19 protein-coding genes are annotated in these 18117 nt (G+C 65.4%); 7 read left to right on the top strand and 12 right to left on the bottom strand.

All coding sequences use genetic code 11. The features are described 5' to 3' along the window. Positions 1-2: 2 nt before the first annotated feature. From ACIPHN_RS18630 to nac, 11 genes are all read right to left on the bottom strand, one after another. The gene (locus ACIPHN_RS18630) at positions 3-704 is read right to left on the bottom strand and encodes an amino acid ABC transporter permease (RefSeq protein WP_400438718.1); all 702 of its coding nucleotides are present in this window, start codon (positions 702-704) and stop codon (positions 3-5) included. A 284-nt stretch (positions 705-988) separates the two neighbouring features. Beyond that, a complete protein-coding gene (locus ACIPHN_RS18625; protein ID WP_400438426.1) occupies positions 989-2005 on the bottom strand; it encodes a 2-hydroxyacid dehydrogenase in 1017 nt (338 codons plus the stop codon). 98 nt (positions 2006-2103) lie between these two features. Next, positions 2104-2769, bottom strand: coding sequence for an RraA family protein (locus ACIPHN_RS18620; RefSeq protein ID WP_400438423.1), 666 nt, complete (start codon positions 2767-2769; stop codon positions 2104-2106). A gap of 30 nt (positions 2770-2799) precedes the next feature. Continuing rightward, the gene (locus ACIPHN_RS18615) at positions 2800-3543 is read right to left on the bottom strand and encodes an SDR family oxidoreductase (RefSeq protein WP_400438421.1); all 744 of its coding nucleotides are present in this window, start codon (positions 3541-3543) and stop codon (positions 2800-2802) included. A 109-nt stretch (positions 3544-3652) separates the two neighbouring features. After that, complete coding sequence (locus ACIPHN_RS18610) at positions 3653-4438, bottom strand: LamB/YcsF family protein (protein ID WP_400438418.1); 786 nt, start codon at positions 4436-4438, stop codon at positions 3653-3655. Positions 4439-4464: 26 nt separating this feature from the next. Beyond that, the gene (locus ACIPHN_RS18605; RefSeq protein WP_400438416.1) at positions 4465-4887 is read right to left on the bottom strand and encodes a hypothetical protein; all 423 of its coding nucleotides are present in this window, start codon (positions 4885-4887) and stop codon (positions 4465-4467) included. A gap of 11 nt (positions 4888-4898) precedes the next feature. Next, complete coding sequence (locus ACIPHN_RS18600) at positions 4899-5897, bottom strand: biotin-dependent carboxyltransferase family protein (RefSeq protein WP_400438413.1); 999 nt, start codon at positions 5895-5897, stop codon at positions 4899-4901. Continuing rightward, positions 5894-6538 (bottom strand): 5-oxoprolinase subunit PxpB, encoded by a 645-nt coding sequence (gene pxpB, locus ACIPHN_RS18595; RefSeq protein ID WP_400438715.1) that lies wholly within the window; start codon positions 6536-6538, stop codon positions 5894-5896. The genes ACIPHN_RS18600 and pxpB overlap by 4 nt, the downstream gene beginning before the upstream one ends. Before the next feature lie 62 nt (positions 6539-6600). Further along, complete coding sequence (gene accC, locus ACIPHN_RS18590; protein ID WP_400438411.1) at positions 6601-7953, bottom strand: acetyl-CoA carboxylase biotin carboxylase subunit; 1353 nt, start codon at positions 7951-7953, stop codon at positions 6601-6603. Between the two features lie 8 nt (positions 7954-7961). Beyond that, on the bottom strand, positions 7962-8408 hold the full coding sequence (accB, locus tag ACIPHN_RS18585) for an acetyl-CoA carboxylase biotin carboxyl carrier protein (protein WP_400438410.1): 447 nt from the start codon (positions 8406-8408) through the stop codon (positions 7962-7964). A 149-nt stretch (positions 8409-8557) separates the two neighbouring features. After that, a complete protein-coding gene (gene nac / locus ACIPHN_RS18580; RefSeq protein WP_400438408.1) occupies positions 8558-9484 on the bottom strand; it encodes a nitrogen assimilation transcriptional regulator NAC in 927 nt (308 codons plus the stop codon). Between the two features lie 342 nt (positions 9485-9826). On the opposite strand from nac, the gene ACIPHN_RS18575 reads away from it, so the two are divergent. From ACIPHN_RS18575 to ACIPHN_RS18545, 7 genes are all read left to right on the top strand, one after another. Next, positions 9827-11035: an aspartate transaminase gene (locus tag ACIPHN_RS18575; RefSeq protein WP_400438406.1), complete on the top strand. Its 1209-nt coding sequence runs from the start codon at positions 9827-9829 to the stop codon at positions 11033-11035. Between the two features lie 126 nt (positions 11036-11161). Then, complete coding sequence (locus ACIPHN_RS18570; RefSeq protein WP_400438404.1) at positions 11162-12211, top strand: porin; 1050 nt, start codon at positions 11162-11164, stop codon at positions 12209-12211. 98 nt (positions 12212-12309) lie between these two features. Continuing rightward, complete coding sequence (locus tag ACIPHN_RS18565; RefSeq protein WP_400438402.1) at positions 12310-13425, top strand: Re/Si-specific NAD(P)(+) transhydrogenase subunit alpha; 1116 nt, start codon at positions 12310-12312, stop codon at positions 13423-13425. 16 nt (positions 13426-13441) lie between these two features. Continuing rightward, a complete protein-coding gene (locus ACIPHN_RS18560) occupies positions 13442-13756 on the top strand; it encodes an NAD(P) transhydrogenase subunit alpha (RefSeq protein ID WP_198982939.1) in 315 nt (104 codons plus the stop codon). Continuing rightward, positions 13753-15195, top strand: coding sequence for an NAD(P)(+) transhydrogenase (Re/Si-specific) subunit beta (locus ACIPHN_RS18555; protein WP_400438400.1), 1443 nt, complete (start codon positions 13753-13755; stop codon positions 15193-15195). Before ACIPHN_RS18560 ends, ACIPHN_RS18555 begins: the two co-directional genes overlap by 4 nt. 30 nt (positions 15196-15225) lie before the next feature. After that, a complete protein-coding gene (locus ACIPHN_RS18550; protein ID WP_400438398.1) occupies positions 15226-16014 on the top strand; it encodes an SDR family NAD(P)-dependent oxidoreductase in 789 nt (262 codons plus the stop codon). Positions 16015-16054: 40 nt separating this feature from the next. Then, the gene (locus tag ACIPHN_RS18545; RefSeq protein ID WP_400438397.1) at positions 16055-17086 is read left to right on the top strand and encodes an L-idonate 5-dehydrogenase; all 1032 of its coding nucleotides are present in this window, start codon (positions 16055-16057) and stop codon (positions 17084-17086) included. 6 nt (positions 17087-17092) lie between these two features. Here ACIPHN_RS18545 and ACIPHN_RS18540 read toward each other — a convergent pair whose 3' ends face one another. Next, complete coding sequence (locus ACIPHN_RS18540) at positions 17093-17917, bottom strand: hypothetical protein (protein ID WP_400438395.1); 825 nt, start codon at positions 17915-17917, stop codon at positions 17093-17095. Positions 17918-18117 lie beyond the last annotated feature (200 nt).

Raw genomic sequence — 18117 nt, 5'->3', positions numbered from 1 at the left:
ATTTAGCGGCTTCCTGGAATCTTGTAGTGGCGGGAGAGCAGCGCGCCGGCACCCATCAGGGCCAGCGACAGCGCGAGATAGCCCAGGCTGGCAATCAGGTAGGCCTCGAAGGTACGGAAGGTGTAGTTCTCCAGCTGGCGCGTGGCGTAGGTCAGCTCGGCCACACCGATGGCCATGGCCAGGCTGGTGTTCTTGAACAGCAGCACGGTATGGTTGATCAGTGGCGGCACGGCGATGCGCATGGCCTGCGGCAGGATCACGAAACGCATGCTGCCGATATAGCTCAGCCCCAGCGCGCGCGAGGCCTCGAACTGGCCATGCGGGATGGCGCGCAGGCCGCTGCGGATATCCTCCGACACATAGGCCGCCATGCACAGGCCGATGGCGATGACCGAATACAGGAATTCGCCATTGAACTGGTTGATCCACATCTGCGCATCGTCGGGCAGCAGCGAGGGCAGTGCGAAGTACCACATCATGATCTGCACCAGCATCGGAACATTGCGGTGATAGGCCACGAAGGCCGACACCACGGCCGTGGCGCTGCGCTTGCCGCTCATGCGCAGCGTCGCCAGCAGCGTGCCCAGCGCCATGGCCAACAGCCAGGAGGCTACCGTCAGCTCCAGCGTGAGCACCAGGCCCTTGACCAGCAGGTCGGCATATTGCCCCTGCAGGACGGCGGCGAAATTGAGGTTCAGGTTAATGATCGTTCTCCCTTATCGATGCGACCGGATGCTTGCCTGCGACGAAGATGACTTGGTATCGGTACAGAATACGCGCTTCAAATTTGATAAGAAAAGACGCTTTTCCTCTGATCCGATAAGTTTCTGGCATGGTGGTGCAGGCACTGTCGCTGATGGTGCAGATAGCCCCGTTTTGGGGCTCGCGCGGCCGTCGCGATCCTGCTCATCCACGCCGCAGCGCGACCGGCCATGGCGCTCTGCAAGAATCGCGCATGGCCGGATGGCACCGGCTTCGGTCGTCCGGTTCAGGCGCGCAGGCGCGCAGGCTCGTTGAGCAACTGGGGATTGACGGGCGTCGGCGCAGCCGGCGCTACGGGGTGGACCGCGGCACAGACCGCCTCCAGGTTGCGCACCGCCAGCAGGGCCATGGCCTTGCGGGTCTGCACCGAGGCGCTACCGATGTGCGGCGTGAGCACGACATTGTCGATATCGAGCAGTTCGGGCCGCACATTCGGTTCGCCCTCGAACACATCAAGTCCGGCGGCGGCGATAACACCCTCGCGCAGGGCCGTGGCCAGCGCGCCATCGTCGATGACACCGCCACGGGCGATATTGACCAGGGTGGCGCTGGGTTTCATCAGGCGCAGTTCTGCCGCACCGATGGCGTGATGCGAAGAAGGAGAATAAGGCACTACCACGATCAGGTGATCGGCCTGGGCGAACAGGGTTTCCTTGTCGACGTAGCTGGCGCGGCATTCGGCCTCGATGGCCGGATCCAGGCGCGAGCGGTTGTGATACACCACACGCATGTTGAAGCCGTGCGCGCCGCGCCGGGCGATGGCCTGGCCGATGCGGCCCATGCCGAAGATGCCCAGGGTGGCACCATGGATATCGCCGCCCAGCAGCATGTCGTAGATGCCGGTCTTGTTCCACTGGCGCGCGCGCACATAGCGGTCGGACTCGGCGATGCGGCGGGCGGTCGCCATCAGCAGGGCGAAGCCGAAATCGGCGGTGGTCTCGGTGAGCACGTCGGGCGTGTTGGTCACCAGCACGCCGCGCGCGGTGCAGGCCTCCACGTCGATGTTGTTGTAGCCCACGCCCACATTGCAGACGGCCCGCAATTGCGGGCAGGCGTCCAGCAGGACGGCGTCGATGCGGTCGCTGCCGTGGGTGATGGCGCAGGTCTTGCCCTGCAGGCGGGCAATCAGCTCGGCCTGGCTCCACAGCACGTCATGCTGGTTGTCGAGCACGTCGAACTGGGCGCGCAGGCGCTCCAGCACGTCGGGAAAGGTCGCGCGGGTGATGGCGATGGATGGCTTCATGAGGTGGTCTCCAGTACTGTTCTAGTTGTCACCGCGCGCCGCGCCAACCAGAACGAAACGATGGTGGCGGCGTGCGCGCGGCGTGCGCGTCGAGGCGCTCAGCCTGCGCTGTTGGCTTCCAGGGCGTCGATCCAGGAACGGTCGTAGCGACCTTCGCGAATGGCCTGCATGGTATCGGCCTCGCGCTGGATCTGCTGCAGGGCTTTCTCGATGAGGTACTCGGCTTCCGATTGCGGGAAGGCGACGATGCCGTCATCGTCGGCCACGATGATCTCGCCCGGGTGGATCACCAGGCCATCGATGTTGACCGGCACGTTGATCTCACCCGGGCCACACTTGTAGGGACCCTTGTGGGTGGCGCCACGGGCGAACACCGGGAAATCCATCTCGCGGATGGCGGCCACGTCGCGGATGGCGCCATCGATGACCAGGCCGGCGATGCCAATGGTCTTGGCATAGGTGGACATGATCTCGCCCAGCAGGGCCTGGGTGGTGTCACCACCGCCATCGATGACCATGACGTCGCCGGGACGGCAGAAATCGAAGGCGCGGTGGATCGCCAGGTTATCGCCACGACGCACGCGTACCGTCACGGCGGTGCCGACCAGCGGTCCGCCACGATGCATGGGGCGCAGGTTGGAGGTGCCGGCGATGCGACGCATGTTGTCGCTGATGAGGGCCGAGGGAATCTTGCGCAGTTGCTCGATGATGGCCGGGGCGGCTTGTGCAGCCGAGGGATACTTGCGGGCGCCGATGTGTTCCATGATGTGCGGTTCTTTCGAAAAAAGGTGGGCTCAGGCTTCGGGCTTGATGGTGGTCAGGCCGCCCGGCACTTGCAGGGTCGGCAGGATCTCGATGTTGCTGATGTTGACGGCGATCGGTGCCGAGATCGCGAAGGCGATGGCGTCGGCAATGTCGGAGGCCTGCGGCAGTTCGAAGCCATCGATGAACTGCTTGCGCGCCGCCTCGATGTCGCCATGGACGTGACCGAAGATGTCGGTGGCCACGCGGCCCGGGCAGATCTCGGTGATGCGCACGCGCTTGCCGGTGGCATCCACCCGCAGCTGGCGCGACAGCGCATGGATGCCGGCCTTGGTGGCGTGGTAGATCGAATTGCCGTTGAAGTTGTAGATGGCGGCAATCGAGCTGATGTTGACGATGTGGCCGCGGTCGCGCGCCACCATGCCCGGCATGATCAGGCGCACCAGGTGCAGCACGGCCTGCAGGTTGATCTCGACCTGGGCATCGACATCGCTCTCGCTGGCGTTGAGGATGGACCCGGGGGTGGAGATGCCGGCATTGTTGACCAGGATATCGAACTCGTTCTCTTGCGCCAGACGGGTCAGCTCGGCCAGGTTGCGCACGTCGGCCACGTGCGGGATGCAGCCGGTACGCGCGGCCAGCTCCTTGAGTGCGCCTTCGCTGCGGGCCAGCGCATGCACCTGCAGGCCCTCCTTGCAGAAGCGCTCGACGATGGCCGCGCCCATGCCGGTGGATGCGCCGGTGACCAGGGCGGTCTTGTAATCGGAAAATGGCATCAGATGTCTCCAGTGTCAGCGAGGGAGGGACTGCCTCCCCCGGAAATCAATATAACTGCCCGCACGCCGCACCGATAAGAGGGATTGGCTTTGAGGGGATAAGCACTACTTATGCATGGCCCGGGCCGGCCTGTACCAGCCGGGCCACCGGCTCGACGCTGCCACCGGCATCCTCGATGGCCTCGCGGATGGAACGCGCCAGCGCCACCGCGCCGGGGGTATCGCCATGCACCAGGATCTGCTTGACCGGCATGGGCAATGTCTTGCCGTTGATGGAGCGGATGCTGCCCTCGCGCAGCAGTTCGATCACGCGCTGCAACACGGCGTCCTTGTCCTCGATCACCGCGCCCTTGAGCTTGCGCGACACCAGCGCGCCCTCGTCGTCATAGGCGCGGTCGGCCAGGAAGGCGGTGGCGCAGCGCAGGCCGTGACGCAACGCGGCACGCTCGATGGCGGTATTGGTGGAGACGCTGATGATGAGCTTGCTGTCGAACTCGGCGATGGCCTGGATCAGTGGCTCGGCCAGGGCGTCATCGGCGGCAGCCATGTTGCCCAGCGCACCGTGGAAGCTCATGTGGGTGACCTGGCAGCCGGCGGCGCGCGCCAGGCCTTCCAGCGCGCCCAGTTGGTAGACCACGTAGCGGGCCAGCTCGGCCGGGTCGGCCTGGATCACGCGGCGGCCGAAGCCCAGCATGTCGGGAAAGCCGACATGGGCGCCGATATCGATGCCCCGCGCCGCGGCCAGGCGGATGGTGCGATCCATGATCACCGGATCACCGGCGTGGAAGCCGCAGGCGATGTTGGCCGAGGTGATGATGTCCATGAGCGCTTCATCGTCGCCCATCTTGTAGTGGCCGAATCCTTCGCCGATATCGGCATTGAGGTCGATCTTCATCGGGATGTCCTTGTGGTGGCGTGCGCTCAGGCGGAGACGGCACGGATGTCGAAGAGCGGCGTGCCGTAGCCCACCAGGGTGTCGTCGGCAACCAGGCAGGTGGCGGCACCGGCGGCGGGGCTCAATACCGGCAGGTAGAGCTCGTCCACCCGGATCAGCCCCAGCACCTGGCCGGCCGCGACCTGCTCGCCATCGGCGGCCAGCGCGTTGCTGCGCACCGGATGGCGGCTGCTGAAATAGCCGAAACCTGCTGCCGTGGCTTGCACCGGCCCCGGCGCCGGGGCGGGGGCGGGAGCGGGCGTAGCCAGCGGCGTGAACTCCATGGCGGCCACCGCTACCGGCAGCGCCCCTTCCAGCCGCAGGCGCCCATCGGGACGGCGCAGTTCCAGCGCGCCCAGCCGGCCCTGCTCGGCCAGGCGAATCAGTTCGCGCACTTGTTCAATATCCATGCTCTTGCCTGTCAGTTGTTCCAGATCTTGCGTTGCAGTTGCACCGCCTGCTGCAACTGGACGAGGTAGCGTTCCTTCTCTTCCAGGGCCACCGTGGCCTGGGCATGGTCGACCTGCACGAAACGCAGCGACTGGCCGATGCGTGCCTGTCCCAGGCGCCACAGGTCGGCCTCTATCACGGTACCGACCTTGGGATAGCCGCCCGAGGGTTGCGCATCGCGCAGCTGAATGATGGGCTGGCCGCTGTGCGGCACCTGGATCACGCCCGGCACGATGCCGTGCGAACGCAGCTCCATGCTGCGCGTGGCCTGCAGGCCCGGTCCCTCCAGGCGATAGCCGTAGCGGTCGCTTTGCGGCGTCACCAGCCAGGGCTGATGCCAGAACTGCGCCAGCGATTCGGCGGTGTAGCTGTCGTACTCGGCCGCCGGCAACACCCGCACGGCGATCACATCCTCCTGGCCGGACGGCAGCGGCAGGCCCAGCTCGGGGGGACGCACACCGAAGCCACTGGCCGAGATGGCCGAGACCGGCGTGGCACCCTCGGCGCGCGCGACGATGGCCAGGGCATCGCCCTTCTTGAGCGGACGTCCTTCGAAGCCGCCGAAGCTGCCGCGCAATTGCGTGCTGCGCGAACCCAGCACGGCCGGCACATCCAGCCCGCCGCCCACGGTCAGGTAGGCACGCGCACCAGAGCGCGGTACCCCCAGGGCCAGCACCTGGCCACGACGCGCATGCAGGCACCACCACGGCGGGACCGCCTGGCCGTCGAGGGTGGCGGCGCAATCGGCACCGGTCAGCGCAAAATCGGTATCGGCATCGAAACGCAGGCGAAACGGCAGGATCGGCACTTCGATGCCCGCCGCATTGCCGTCATTGCCCAGCAGGATATTGCCCACGGCCAGCGCGATGTCATCCATCGCCCCCGAGGTGCCCACGCCAAAGCGCAGCACGCCGAAGCGGCCCAGGTCCTGCACGGTGCTCAGTGCGCCGGTGGCAAGGATTTCTATCATTTGATGACCTTCGCGATGCAAAAACGGATGGTGTCGCCCGGGGCCAGGAGCGCTGGTGGCTCGCGGCGGGGATCGAAGAATTCCATCTCGGCATGGCCGATGGTGTTCCAGCCGCTGGGGCCGGCCGAGGCCGACACGCCGGTCTGCTCGCCGCCGATGGAGACTGCGCCGCCCGGCAGGCGCACCACCGGCACCTTGCGCCGTGGCGTGGCGATACGGGGATCCATGCCGCCCAGATAGCAATAGCCGGGATGGCTGCCCAGCGCGTAGACGGTATAGAGCGGTGCCGCATGCAGATGCACGATCTCATCCACGCTCAGGCCGGTATGGCTGACCACGTCGGCCAAGTGCGGGCCGCCCTCGCCGCCATAGACCACTGGCAAGTCGATGTGGCGGCCTTCGATGGGCAGGCCGGCACATTCGTCCCAGGCCTGGCGCAAGGCATCCTGCAGGCGGTCGAGATCGGCGGGCGGCGTGCGGAAGGTCAGCATCAGGTTGCTCATGCCCGGCACGGTCTCGGCCACGCCCGGCCAGCGGTCGAAGCGCTGCGCCAGTTCCCAGATGCGGCGCTGGTGCGGCAGGTCCATGGCGCCGGGCGCCTCGAACAGGATGGCCTTGGCCCCCAGCATGCTGATGCGCATGGCGTGCGGCGTACCCTGCGGCGCCGGCAGGTCGGCGACTTTCTTCAAGTTGATCTGTCGATTCACGATGCGTTCCGTTGCCCCAGCCAGTGTTCCAGGTGATGGATGTTGACGCCGCCGGCGGCAAAGCCGGCTTCTTCCAGCAGTTCGCCATGCAGGGCCAGATTGGTGCGCACGCCCTCGACCCGCATCTCGCCCAGGGCGGTACGCATGCGCGCCAGCGCCTCGGCACGGGTCGGTGCATGCACGATCAGCTTGGCGATCATGGAGTCGTAGTAAGGCGGCACCGTATAGCCCACGCCGGCATGCGAATCCACCCGCACGCCGTTGCCGCCGGGCAGGTCCCAGACGCTGATGGTGCCGGGTGAAGGCATGAAGCTGTAGGGATCCTCGGCATTGATGCGGCATTCGATGGCATGGCCTTCGCAACGGATATCCTGCTGCCGCAGTGCCAGCGGCGCGCCCCCGGCGATGCGCAACTGCGCCTGCACGATGTCGATGCCGCTGGTCAGCTCGGTGACCGGATGCTCCACCTGCAGGCGGGTATTCATCTCGATGAAGTAGAAACGTCCCTGCTCGTAGAGGAACTCGAAAGTACCGGCGCTGCGATAGCCGATCTTGCGGCAGGCCTCCACGCAGCGTTCGCCAACCTGTGCCAGCAGGTCCGCGGCGATGCCCGGTGCCGGTGCTTCTTCCAGCACCTTCTGGTGGCGCCGCTGCATGGAGCAGTCGCGCGCGCCCAGCCACAGTGCATTGCCATGGTGGTCGCACAGTACCTGGATCTCGACATGGCGCGGCTGCTGCAGGAACTTCTCCATGTACAGCTCGGGATTGCCGAAGGCGCGCCGCGCCTCTTCGCGGGTCAGTGCCACGGCCTCGGCCAGCTGGCCGGGCTCATGCACCACGCGCATGCCCTTGCCGCCACCACCACCGGCGGCCTTGACGATGACCGGATAACCGATGCTGCGCGCCAGTTCCTGCAGCGCGGATTCCTCGGCCGGCAAGGCGCCTTCGGAACCCGGCACGCAGGGCACACCAGCGGCCAGCATGGCCTGCTTGGCGGCGATCTTGTCGCCCATGGTGCGGATGGCGCTGGCCGGCGGGCCGACGAAGACCAGGCCGGCATCCTCGATCATCTGCGCGAAGGCGGCATTCTCGGAGAGGAAGCCATAGCCCGGATGGATGGCATCGGCGCCGCACAATTGCGCGGCCTGCAGGATGGCTTCCTTGTTGAGATAGCTGCGGGTGGGATGGGCCGGGCCGATGCACAGGGCCTGGTCGGCCAGGCGCACATGGCGCGCGCCGGCATCGGCTTCGGAATAGACAGCCACGGTGGCGATGCCCAGCTCGCGGCAGGCGCGCTGGATACGCAGGGCGATTTCACCCCGGTTGGCGATGAGGACTTTGCTGAGCATGGCCATCCTCAAGCCAGGCGCAACAGCGGCTGACCCAGTTTCACCTCGGTGCCGGGAACCGCCAGGATCTCGGCGACGCGACCGGCGGCATCGGCTTCGACGGTGTTGAACATCTTCATGGCTTCGATGACGCAGATCACCTGCTCGGCACGGATCTCGTCGCCGACCTGCACGAAAGCTGGCTCGCCCGGGGCCGGGGTCAGGTGCAGGATGCCCTGCATGGGCGCATGGATCACATGGCCAGTGGCGCCCGATTGCTGCGGCACCTGCGGCTGCAATTGCGGCTGCGGCTGCACCGGCACCGGTGCCTGCGCCACGGACGTTGCCGCTACCGCCGGCACCGCACCCCCCTGCCGTTCCAGGCGCAAGGTATGCTCCCCTTCGGCCAGTTCCAGCGCACTGAGGCTGGAGCTGTTGAGCAGGTCGATCAAGGCTTTAATCTTGGGGAGATCCATCGCTTTCCTTGCCTTCGTGGCGGCGTCTGTATTCGGGAGTCCAATATAACTTCCGCTCCGGAAATGGGATAAGACGGATTGGCTTTGAAGGGATAAGGGTGTCTTATGGATTCCCCGGCCCGCCCGCAATGGGCGGGCCGAATGCCGCGTCAGGCATCGAAGGCCAGCGGCTGACCACTGTCGCGGGCCAGGTCCTCGACCAGTTCCAGCAGGATCTCGCGCACGGCGTGTGCCGGTTCGGACAGCGGCAGGTGGTCCGATTCGCACAGCGACAGCGGTGCCAGGATGACCGGGTCGATGATGCGCGAGAGCGTCGCATTGCCCGAGGACGCGATCACCCGCGCCGCCGACACCGGCAGGATGGTCGCGCCCAGGCCGGCGCCGATGGCTGCCGACAGGGTGGCCGCCGATTCGATCTCGGCCACCACGCGCGGCACCATCTGCGCGCCCATGAAGGCTTCGTTGACGTACTTGCGCACATAGTTGTAGGGACGCGGCAGCAGGAGCTCGACATCGCGCAGCTCGCGCAGGCTGATTTCCTTTTCGGGGAAATGCAGGCAGGCCGGCGCCACCAGGTACAGGTCTTCCTTGAGCAGGGGCTTGTAGGACAGGCCCGGAAAGGATTTCTCGCCATACAGCACGGCCATGTCCATGCGGCCGTTCATGATCAGCTCGCTCAGGGTGGTGCCGAAGTTCTCATTGATATAGAGCAGCACGCCGGGATGGCGCGCGCGCACCGTCTGCAGCAGCGGCAGCGACAGCGCCGAGGCCGCCGTGCCCGGTGACAGGCCCACCGAGACCTGGCCGGACAAGGCCTGGCCGGATTTCTTGACGTCGTTCTGGGCCTGCTCGACCTGGCGCAGGATGATCTGGGCATGGCGATACAGGGTGCTGCCGGCTTCGGTCGGTGTCACACCACGCTTGGTGCGCACCAGCAGCTGCTGGCGGCACTCGCCTTCCAGCGTGGCCAGTTGCTGGCTCAGGGCCGGCTGGGCGATATGCAGGATCTCGGCGGCCTGGGTCAGGCTGCCGATATCGACGATCTTTACAAAGTACTTGAGGCGGCGCAGGTTCATGATTCATCTCCTTCATGCGCGGGGCCGGATGCAAGAATCACGCCATTGTCTCCTTCCATCTCGCGACCCCGGTTTTTATTATTCGCTTTTGCAGCGGGTCCAATGATAACGCTATCACGGCAGATGAATTTTGTATGATGCGCGCCGTTGTGCGATCCACACACTGCCCTGCGGAAACGATTTACCCGCCGCCACTGCCAAGCCCGCGCCCATGCTGGCGCAGCGACCAGGGGCAACAAACCATCCATAAGGCGAGGTTATTTTGCCAGACGAAAGTCGTCTTATCGGAAAAGGACCCGCACGCTTACCGTGAGCGCTCTTATTCGTTTTTGGAGAGCCAGTGTGACTTCCTCACGTATCGCCGACCGGGTCCGCCGCATCAAACAATCCCCCAGCAGTGCCGCCGCCGAGCGCGCGGCCGAACTGCGGCGCCAGGGCAAGGACATCGTCAACCTGGTGGTGGGCGAACCCGACTTCGACACGCCGGCCCATATCCGCCACGCTGCTGCCGCCGCCATCGAGGCCGGCCAGACCCGCTACACCGCTACCGCCGGCACGCCTGCACTGCGCCAGGCAATTGCCGCCAAGTTCAAGCGCGAGAATGGGCTGGACTACGCCCCCAATGAAATCATCGCCACCTGCGGCGCCAAGCACGCCATCTTCAATGCCCTGGCCATCACGGTGCAAAGCGGTGACGAAGTGCTGGTACCGGCCCCCTACTGGGTCTCCTATCCGGACATGGTGCTGGCCTGCGATGGCACGCCGGTAATCGTGCCCTGCGTGGAAGCGGATGGCTTCAAGCTCACCCCCACCACGCTGGAACGCGCCATCACGCCGCGCACCAAGTGGCTGATCCTCAACTCGCCCAGCAATCCCACCGGCGCCACCTACACCATCGACGAACTGCGCGCGCTGGCGACCGTGCTGGAACGTCATCCGCAGGTGCTGGTGATGACCGATGACATCTACGAGCACATCCGCTTCGGCGACCAGCCCACGCCGCACCTGCTCAATGCCGCACCGGCACTGCGCGAGCGCACCCTGCTGGTCAATGGTGTCTCCAAGACCTATGCCATGACTGGCTGGCGCATCGGCTATGCGGCCGGCCCGGCCGATCTGGTCGGCGCGCTCGACATCCTGCAATCGCAATCGACCAGCAATCCCAGCTCGGTGAGCCAGGCCGCCGCGCTGGCGGCGCTGACCGGCGACCAGTCCTTCGTGGCCGAGTTCGCCGAGGTCTACCGGCGCCGCCGCGACCGTGGCCTGGCGCTCATCAATGCCATCCCCGGCCTGAGCTGCCGCACGCCCGATGGCGCCTTCTATCTGTTCATCAACTGCGGCGGCCTGCTGGGCCGCACGACGCCGGAAGGGCGCGTGCTGGAGAGCGACATCGACGTCGTCATGTACTTCCTGGAGAGCACCGGCGTGGCGCTGGTGGCCGGCACCGCCTATGGCCTCTCGCCCTACATGCGCATGTCCATCGCCACGTCGGTGGAGACCATCGAGGAAGGTTGCCGCCGCATGGCCGGCGCGGTCACCGCGCTGCGCTGATCCAAAGAACAAGGGCCGTTAAGACTGACATCCTGGCGGCCATTGCCGGGAGGCGGCGCCACGCCGGCTCCCGATGAGTCTGAGGTAGAGGGTGTAGTTCCAATCAACCACTAAAGGGAGTCGTCAATGAAAAGAATAGCCATGTCGGCCGCGGTCCTGGGGGCCGTCAGCTGTGCCGCGCAGGCCCAGAGCACTGTCACGATCTACGGTATCGTCGATTCGTCGATCCGTTACAGCACCAATGAAAACGCCGCCGGCGGCAGCAAGGTGCAACTGGCCGGTGGCCCGCTGTCGGGCAGCCGCATCGGTTTCAAGGGGACCGAGGACCTGGGCGGCGGGCTGGCCGCGCTGTTCTCGCTGGAAACCGGCTTCGGCACCGATACCGGCGCGCTGCAGCAGCAACCGACCAGCGGCACCCGCCTGTTCGGTCGCGAATCGCTGGTGGGCCTGCAAGGTGATTTCGGCAAGGTGACGCTGGGTCGCCAGTACGCGGTGATCCACGACATGGTGGTCAGCTACGACGTCTATGCCCTCTCCAACGTCACCCAGACCATCGGCTTCCAGGGTGGCAACTACACCATGGGCGCGCGCCTGGACAACAGCGTGCGCTACGCCGGCACCTACAAGGGCGTGACCGCCACCGTGGGCTACAGCGCCGGTGAAGTCGCCGGTGACATCCACAACGGCGAATCCAGGGCCGTCAGCCTGGCCTATGACGATGGCCCGTTGCACGTCGGCGGCGCCTGGCAGGTGCTCAACAACTCGACCACCTATTTCAGCTCGGCCATCAGCGCCAACAGCAAGCAGACCGCCTGGTCGCTGGGCGGTACCTACACCGTCGGCCCGGTCAAGTGGTACCTGGGCTATATCAACAACAAGCTCGATATCGCCGACTACCAGAACAGCTCCTACTCGGCCGGCTTCAAGTGGAACATCAGCGGCCCGTGGAGCCTGTGGAACGCGGTCTACTTCGACCGCCTCAAGCACGCCGGCACCAGCGGCAATCGCCTGACCATCGCACCGACCGCGTTGTATGCCTTCAGCAAGCGCACCGACGTCTACCTGACCGTGGACTACACCAAGCTCACCGATGCCTGGAAGACCCTGGGTTCTTCTTCCGGCACGCTGTTCGGCAACCGCCTGGGCGTGACCACCGGCATTCGCCACCAGTTCTGATGCAGCACATGGGGCCTCTGTGGCTCGACCGCGCCGCGGGCGCCCCACCGCGCTTGATCGCAGGCGCAGACCAAGAACGATAACAGCAGGAGCAAGCAATGATCATAGGCATTCCCGTCGAAACCCGGCATGGCGAAACGCGCGTGGCCGCGACCCCGGAGACGGTGAAAAAACTGATAGCCGCTCGCCATGAAGTGCGGGTGCAATCCGGCGCCGGTCTCACCGCCAGCATCACCGACGAGGCCTACCTCGCCGCAGGTGCCGGCATCGACAACGCCGAGGCCGTCTTCGGTGCAGACATTCTCCTCAAGGTACGCGCCCCCAACGAAGCCGAGCGCGCCCGCATCAAGCCGGGCACCGTCGTCATCGGCATGTTGAACCCCTTCGACGCCGACAACATCGCCGCCATGGCCGCCGCCGGCCTCACCGCCTTCGCCCTCGAAGCCGCGCCGCGCACCACCCGCGCACAATCGATGGATGTGCTGTCTTCGCAGGCCAACATCGCCGGCTACAAGGCCGTGCTGATGGCTGCCAACACCTACCAGCGCTTCATGCCCATGCTCATGACCGCCGCCGGCACCGTCAAGGCTGCGCGCATGCTGATCATGGGCGCCGGCGTGGCCGGCCTGCAAGCCATCGCCACGGCCAAGCGCCTGGGGGCGGTGATCGAGGCGTCCGACGTGCGTCCGGCAGTCAAGGAGCAGATCGAATCGCTGGGTGCGAAATTCCTCGACGTGCCGTTCCTGACGGACGAAGAAAAAGAGATCGCCAAGGGTGTGGGCGGCTATGCCCGCCCGATGCCGCCGGACTGGATGAAGCGCCAGGCCGAGCTGGTGCACGAGCGCGCCAAACAGGCCGACATCATCATCACCACCGCCCTGATCCCGGGCCGCAAGGCGCCGGTCCTGATCAGCGAAGACACCGTCAAGGCCATGAAGCCCGGCTCGGTGATCCTGGACATGGCGGTCGACCAGGGCGGCAACTGCCCCCTGTCCGAACCTGGCAAGACCGTCATCAAACACGGCGTGCACATCATCGGCGAAGGCAACCTGGCGGCCCTGGTGGCGGCCGATGCGTCGGCGCTGTATGCACGCAACGTGCTGGACTTCCTGAAACTGGTCATCGATGCCGAGGGCAAGCTGCTGATCAACCGGGAAGACGATATCGTCGCTGCCACGCTGCTCTGCCAGGGCGGCGCGGTCTTGCGCAAATAAGGAGGAGAACACAAGCATGGAAGTCAGCCATACCATCATCAACCTGATCATCTTCGTGCTGGCCATCTACGTCGGCTACCACGTGGTCTGGACCGTGACCCCCGCCTTGCACACGCCGCTCATGGCCGTGACCAACGCCATCTCCGCCATCATCATCATCGGCGCCATGCTGGCCGCCGGCCTCACCGAAGGCACGGTCGGCCGCATCGCCGGCACGCTGGCCGTGGCGCTGGCCGCCGTCAACGTCTTCGGTGGCTTCATGGTGACCCAGCGCATGCTGGAAATGTTCAAGAAGAAAGAGCCCAAGGCCAAGTCGGGAGCGCAAGCATGAGCATGAACCTGGTGACCCTGTTGTACCTGATCGCATCGATCTTCTTCATCCAGGCCCTGAAGGGCCTGTCCCATCCCGCCACCGCACGGCGCGGCAACAGCTTCGGCATCGCCGGCATGCTCATCGCCGTGCTGACCACGCTGGCCCTGATCGTCAAGCTCAAGGGTGAAGGCACCAACTCCTCCGGTGACATCGGCTACCTGCTGGTGGCCGCCGGTGTCGTGGTCGGTGGCGGCATCGGCGCCTACCTCGCCCGTAGCGTCGAGATGACCAAGATGCCCGAGCTGGTCGCGGCCATGCACTCACTCATCGGCCTGGCCGCCGTCTGCATTGCGGTGGCTGCCGTGGCCGAACCGTGGGCGCTGGGCATCTCCGGACATGGCCAGGCGATCCCCGTGGGCAACCGGGTGGAACTGTTCATCGGTACCTTCGTTGGCGCCATCACTTTCTCGGGCTCGGTGATCGCCTTCGGCAAGCTCTCGGGCAAGTACAAGTTCCGCCTGTTCCAGGGCGCGCCGGTCAACTTCTCCGGCCAGCACTTCCTGAACCTCCTGCTGGCCATCGCCATGATCGGCTTCGGCATCATCTTCGTGCTCACGCAGAACTGGCTACCCTTCATCATCATGGCGGCGATCGCCTTCGCGCTGGGCGTGCTCATCATCATCCCCATCGGCGGTGCCGATATGCCGGTGGTGGTCTCGATGCTGAACAGCTACTCCGGTTGGGCTGCAGCGGGCATCGGCTTCTCGCTGAACAATGCGATGCTGATCATCGCCGGTTCGCTGGTGGGTTCCTCGGGCGCGATCCTGTCCTACATCATGTGCAAGGCCATGAACCGCTCCTTCTTCAACGTGATCCTGGGCGGCTTCGGCGGCGAGGCCGCTGCAGCGGGCGGTGGCGCGCAGCAGCAGCGCAACGTCAAGTCGGGCTCGGCCGATGATGCGGCCTTCCTGATGGGCAATGCCGAGACCGTCATCATCGTGCCCGGCTATGGCCTGGCGGTGGCGCGCGCCCAGCATGCCCTGAAGGAACTGACCGAGAAGCTGACCCACAAGGGCGTGACCGTGAAGTACGCGATCCACCCGGTGGCCGGCCGCATGCCGGGTCACATGAACGTGCTGCTGGCCGAGGCCGAGGTGCCCTACGACCAGGTCTTCGAGATGGAAGACATCAACAGCGAGTTCGCCCAGGCCGACGTGGTGCTGGTGCTGGGCGCCAACGACGTGGTCAACCCGGCGGCCAAGGATCCCAAGTCCCCCATCGCCGGCATGCCCATCCTGGAAGCCTACAAGGCCAAGACGGTGATCGTGAACAAGCGCTCCATGGCCGCAGGTTACGCCGGCCTGGACAACGAATTGTTCTACATGGACAAGACCATGATGGTCTTCGGGGACGCCAAGAAGGTCATCGAGGACATGGTCAAGGCCACCGAAGCATAAGCACAAGCATAGGCACAAGGAGAAACACAGATGCAGACAAGCACCCTGCCCGGCGGCCTGGCCGCCTTCAACCTCACCGGCCGTATCGCCCTCATCACCGGTTCGGCCAGCGGCATCGGCCTGGCGCTGGCACGCGGGCTGGCCCAGGCGGGCGCCCACGTGGTGCTCAATGGACGCAACCGCGACAAGCTGGAGACCGCTGCCAGCGTGCTCACCGAGGAAGGCCTGCGGGTCAGCGCCGTGGCCTTCGATGCCACCGACGCCCAGGCGGTGCAAGAGGCGGTACGCCGCATCGAGGACGACATCGGCCCCATCGAAGTGCTGGTCAACAATGCCGGCATCCAGCGTCGTGCCCCGCTGGAACAGTTCGACCACGAGGACTGGCACGAACTCATGCGCACCAACCTGGACAGCGTCTTCTACGTCGGCCAGGCGGTGGCGCGCGCGATGATGGAACGCGGCCACGGCAAGATCATCAACATCTGCTCGGTGCAGAGCGAACTGGGCCGGCCCGGCATCGCGCCCTATACCGCCAGCAAGGGCGCGGTCAAGATGCTGACCAAGGGCATGGCCATCGACTGGGGCAAGTACGGCATCCAGGTCAATGGCCTGGGGCCCGGCTATTTCAAGACCGAACTGACCGCGGCGCTGGTGCAGGACAAGGTCTTCACCGACTGGCTCGTCAACCGCACCCCCTCGCGCAAGTGGGGCGATGTCGAGGAACTGGTGGGGGCGGCGGTGTTCCTCTCCAGCGCTGCGTCGAACTTCGTCAACGGCCATGTGCTGTACGTGGATGGCGGCGTGACCGCCGCCCTGTGACGCCTCTCCCTCTGCCCCCACACCTGTCAAGGAACACACCATGCAAGCCATCATCGTCCATGCTCCGCATGACCTGCGTATCGAAGAACTGCCCACGCCGACGGCGCAAGCCGGTCAGCTGACCGTACGCATCAAGGCCGGCGGCATCTGCGGCTCCGACCTGCATTACTACCATCACGGCGGTTTCGGTACCGTGCGCATCAAGGAACCCATGGTGCTGGGCCATGAAGTCTCGGGCGTGGTCAGCGCATGCGGTGCCGGCGTCGACGACATTGCCGCCGGCACCCGCATTGCCGTCAGCCCCAGCCACCCCTGCGGCCTGTGCCGCTACTGCCAGGAAGGCAAGCAGAACCACTGCCTGGACATGCGCTTCTATGGCAGCGCCATGCGCATGCCGCACGTACAGGGAGCCTTCCGCGAAGAGATCGTGATCGAACGCCACCAGGCCCATCCGGTGGCCGACCACGTCAGCGATGGCGAGGCCGCCATGGCCGAGCCGTTGTCGGTGGCACTGCATGCGGTACGCCGCGCCGGACCGCTGGTGGGCAAGCGGGTGCTGGTGACCGGATGCGGACCGATCGGTGCGCTGGTCATCATCGCCGCGCGCCATGCCGGCGCCAGCGAGATCGTAGCCACTGACATCGCCCCCAAGGCCTTGCAGACGGCGGCAGCCGTGGGCGCCGATCGTGTCATCGACATGGCCGGCACGCCCGATGGCCTGCAGGACTATGCGCAGGGCAAGGGAAGCTTCGATGTACTGTTCGAGGTCAGCGGCACCGAGCGGGCGCTGCGCAGCGCGCTGGAGGCCATGCGGCCGGGCGCGGTGGTGGTACAGGTCGGACTGGGTGGCGAGATCAGCTTCCCCACCAACCTGCTGGTGGCCAAGGAACTGGAATGGCGCGGCGCGTTCCGCTTCCACGAAGAGTTCGCCATGGCCGTGGAGCTGATGAACCGCCGGCTGGTCGACGTCAAGCCGCTGATCTCGGCCAGCTTCCCCTTCACCCGTGCCGTCGAGGCCTTCGACGTGGCCGGTGACCGCAGCAGCCAGATGAAGGTGCAGCTGAGCTTCTGATCCTGGCTACTTGGCCGCGACGTCCTCGCCCGCCGCTTCCTTGGGCGGCGGCGGCGGGACATCGGTGTGGATCATGACCACCGTGCACAGGCGCGCGGTCTTGCCTCTGGTGGTCAGCATCGCCCCCTTGCCGGTATAGATCTTGGCATTGCCGGTGAAATTGCCATCGATCTTGAAGGTCCAGGGAGCATTGGGACGCTCGAAACGATAACCCATGCCATCCAGGGTCAGGGCCTCGTCGTGTATCGTGCCCGACAACACTTCCTCGGCCAGCTTGTTGGTCCTGTGCAGGGTGACCCGGTCACCATTGACGTCGGCGATGAAGTTGGCCTGATAAGGCGTGGTATCGGTACGCAGAAGGTTGGCGTCGCAAGACATCACGGCGCGCCAGCGTCCATCGGCCACCTTCGCCGCAGCGGTTCCGGCGGCGGGACGCGTGAGCGCACCCAGGGTGCTGTCGAGCCTGATCGTCACCGCTTCCGGATAATCGAAACCGGCACCGCTGTTACGGTCGATGGCGTAGCCGATCAGGCCACCTACCAGGATATTTCCCCAGACATTGGTATTGGCCTTGGAGGCCACGCTCTGCTGCCCGGCGGCTTCGTCCTTGGCACATTCCACCAGCAGATCGGCGGTACTCTTCTTGATCGAGACGCTGCCTGGTGTCTTGACATACCACTTGCCCGCATCGTTGCTGAGCGTACAACTGGCCCCGGAGATGATCTGGTTGCCCTGCGTGGCCTGAATCGAAATGGGCTGCGTCTGCGAGCCCGTGATGGAAGCACAACCACCCAGCAGCAGCGCCGCCAGGCACACCAAGATCTTCAACATGGATTCCCCGATTGTTCTGGTTTGTTCTGGTTTCTTGTCGTTGTCGACGGCAAAGGTCATGCATGCCATCTGGTGAGAATATAGCCCAGCAGCATCCAGCTTGACTGACAAGGCACTGACAAGCGCGCAGCGATGCAAAATATTGCCGTCGCGCGCCTGTCGCCAGGCGTGGGGAGACCAACGCGATGAACGTGTGGCGC

The sequence above is a fragment of the Herbaspirillum sp. NPDC087042 genome, assembly GCF_044745245.1.
Taxonomy (GTDB): domain Bacteria; phylum Pseudomonadota; class Gammaproteobacteria; order Burkholderiales; family Burkholderiaceae_D; genus Herbaspirillum.
This window is presented reverse-complemented; position numbering and strand designations above follow the sequence as displayed.

Excerpts from the sequence above, each read along its gene's own strand:
- ACIPHN_RS18625 (WP_400438426.1), bottom strand. The coding sequence starts at position 2,005 with ATGAAGCCATCCATCGCCATCACCCGCGCGACCTTTCCCGACGTGCTG.
- ACIPHN_RS18620 (WP_400438423.1), bottom strand. The coding sequence starts at position 2,769 with ATGGAACACATCGGCGCCCGCAAGTATCCCTCGGCTGCACAAGCCGCC.
- ACIPHN_RS18615 (WP_400438421.1), bottom strand. The coding sequence starts at position 3,543 with ATGCCATTTTCCGATTACAAGACCGCCCTGGTCACCGGCGCATCCACC.
- ACIPHN_RS18610 (WP_400438418.1), bottom strand. The coding sequence starts at position 4,438 with ATGAAGATCGACCTCAATGCCGATATCGGCGAAGGATTCGGCCACTAC.
- ACIPHN_RS18605 (WP_400438416.1), bottom strand. The coding sequence starts at position 4,887 with ATGGATATTGAACAAGTGCGCGAACTGATTCGCCTGGCCGAGCAGGGC.
- ACIPHN_RS18600 (WP_400438413.1), bottom strand. The coding sequence starts at position 5,897 with ATGATAGAAATCCTTGCCACCGGCGCACTGAGCACCGTGCAGGACCTG.
- pxpB (WP_400438715.1), bottom strand. The coding sequence starts at position 6,538 with ATGCGCATCAGCATGCTGGGGGCCAAGGCCATCCTGTTCGAGGCGCCC.
- accC (WP_400438411.1), bottom strand. The coding sequence starts at position 7,953 with ATGCTCAGCAAAGTCCTCATCGCCAACCGGGGTGAAATCGCCCTGCGT.
- accB (WP_400438410.1), bottom strand. The coding sequence starts at position 8,408 with ATGGATCTCCCCAAGATTAAAGCCTTGATCGACCTGCTCAACAGCTCC.
- nac (WP_400438408.1), bottom strand. The coding sequence starts at position 9,484 with ATGAACCTGCGCCGCCTCAAGTACTTTGTAAAGATCGTCGATATCGGC.
- ACIPHN_RS18570 (WP_400438404.1), top strand. The coding sequence starts at position 11,162 with ATGAAAAGAATAGCCATGTCGGCCGCGGTCCTGGGGGCCGTCAGCTGT.
- ACIPHN_RS18565 (WP_400438402.1), top strand. The coding sequence starts at position 12,310 with ATGATCATAGGCATTCCCGTCGAAACCCGGCATGGCGAAACGCGCGTG.
- ACIPHN_RS18560 (WP_198982939.1), top strand. The coding sequence starts at position 13,442 with ATGGAAGTCAGCCATACCATCATCAACCTGATCATCTTCGTGCTGGCC.
- ACIPHN_RS18555 (WP_400438400.1), top strand. The coding sequence starts at position 13,753 with ATGAGCATGAACCTGGTGACCCTGTTGTACCTGATCGCATCGATCTTC.
- ACIPHN_RS18550 (WP_400438398.1), top strand. The coding sequence starts at position 15,226 with ATGCAGACAAGCACCCTGCCCGGCGGCCTGGCCGCCTTCAACCTCACC.
- ACIPHN_RS18545 (WP_400438397.1), top strand. The coding sequence starts at position 16,055 with ATGCAAGCCATCATCGTCCATGCTCCGCATGACCTGCGTATCGAAGAA.
- ACIPHN_RS18540 (WP_400438395.1), bottom strand. The coding sequence starts at position 17,917 with ATGTTGAAGATCTTGGTGTGCCTGGCGGCGCTGCTGCTGGGTGGTTGT.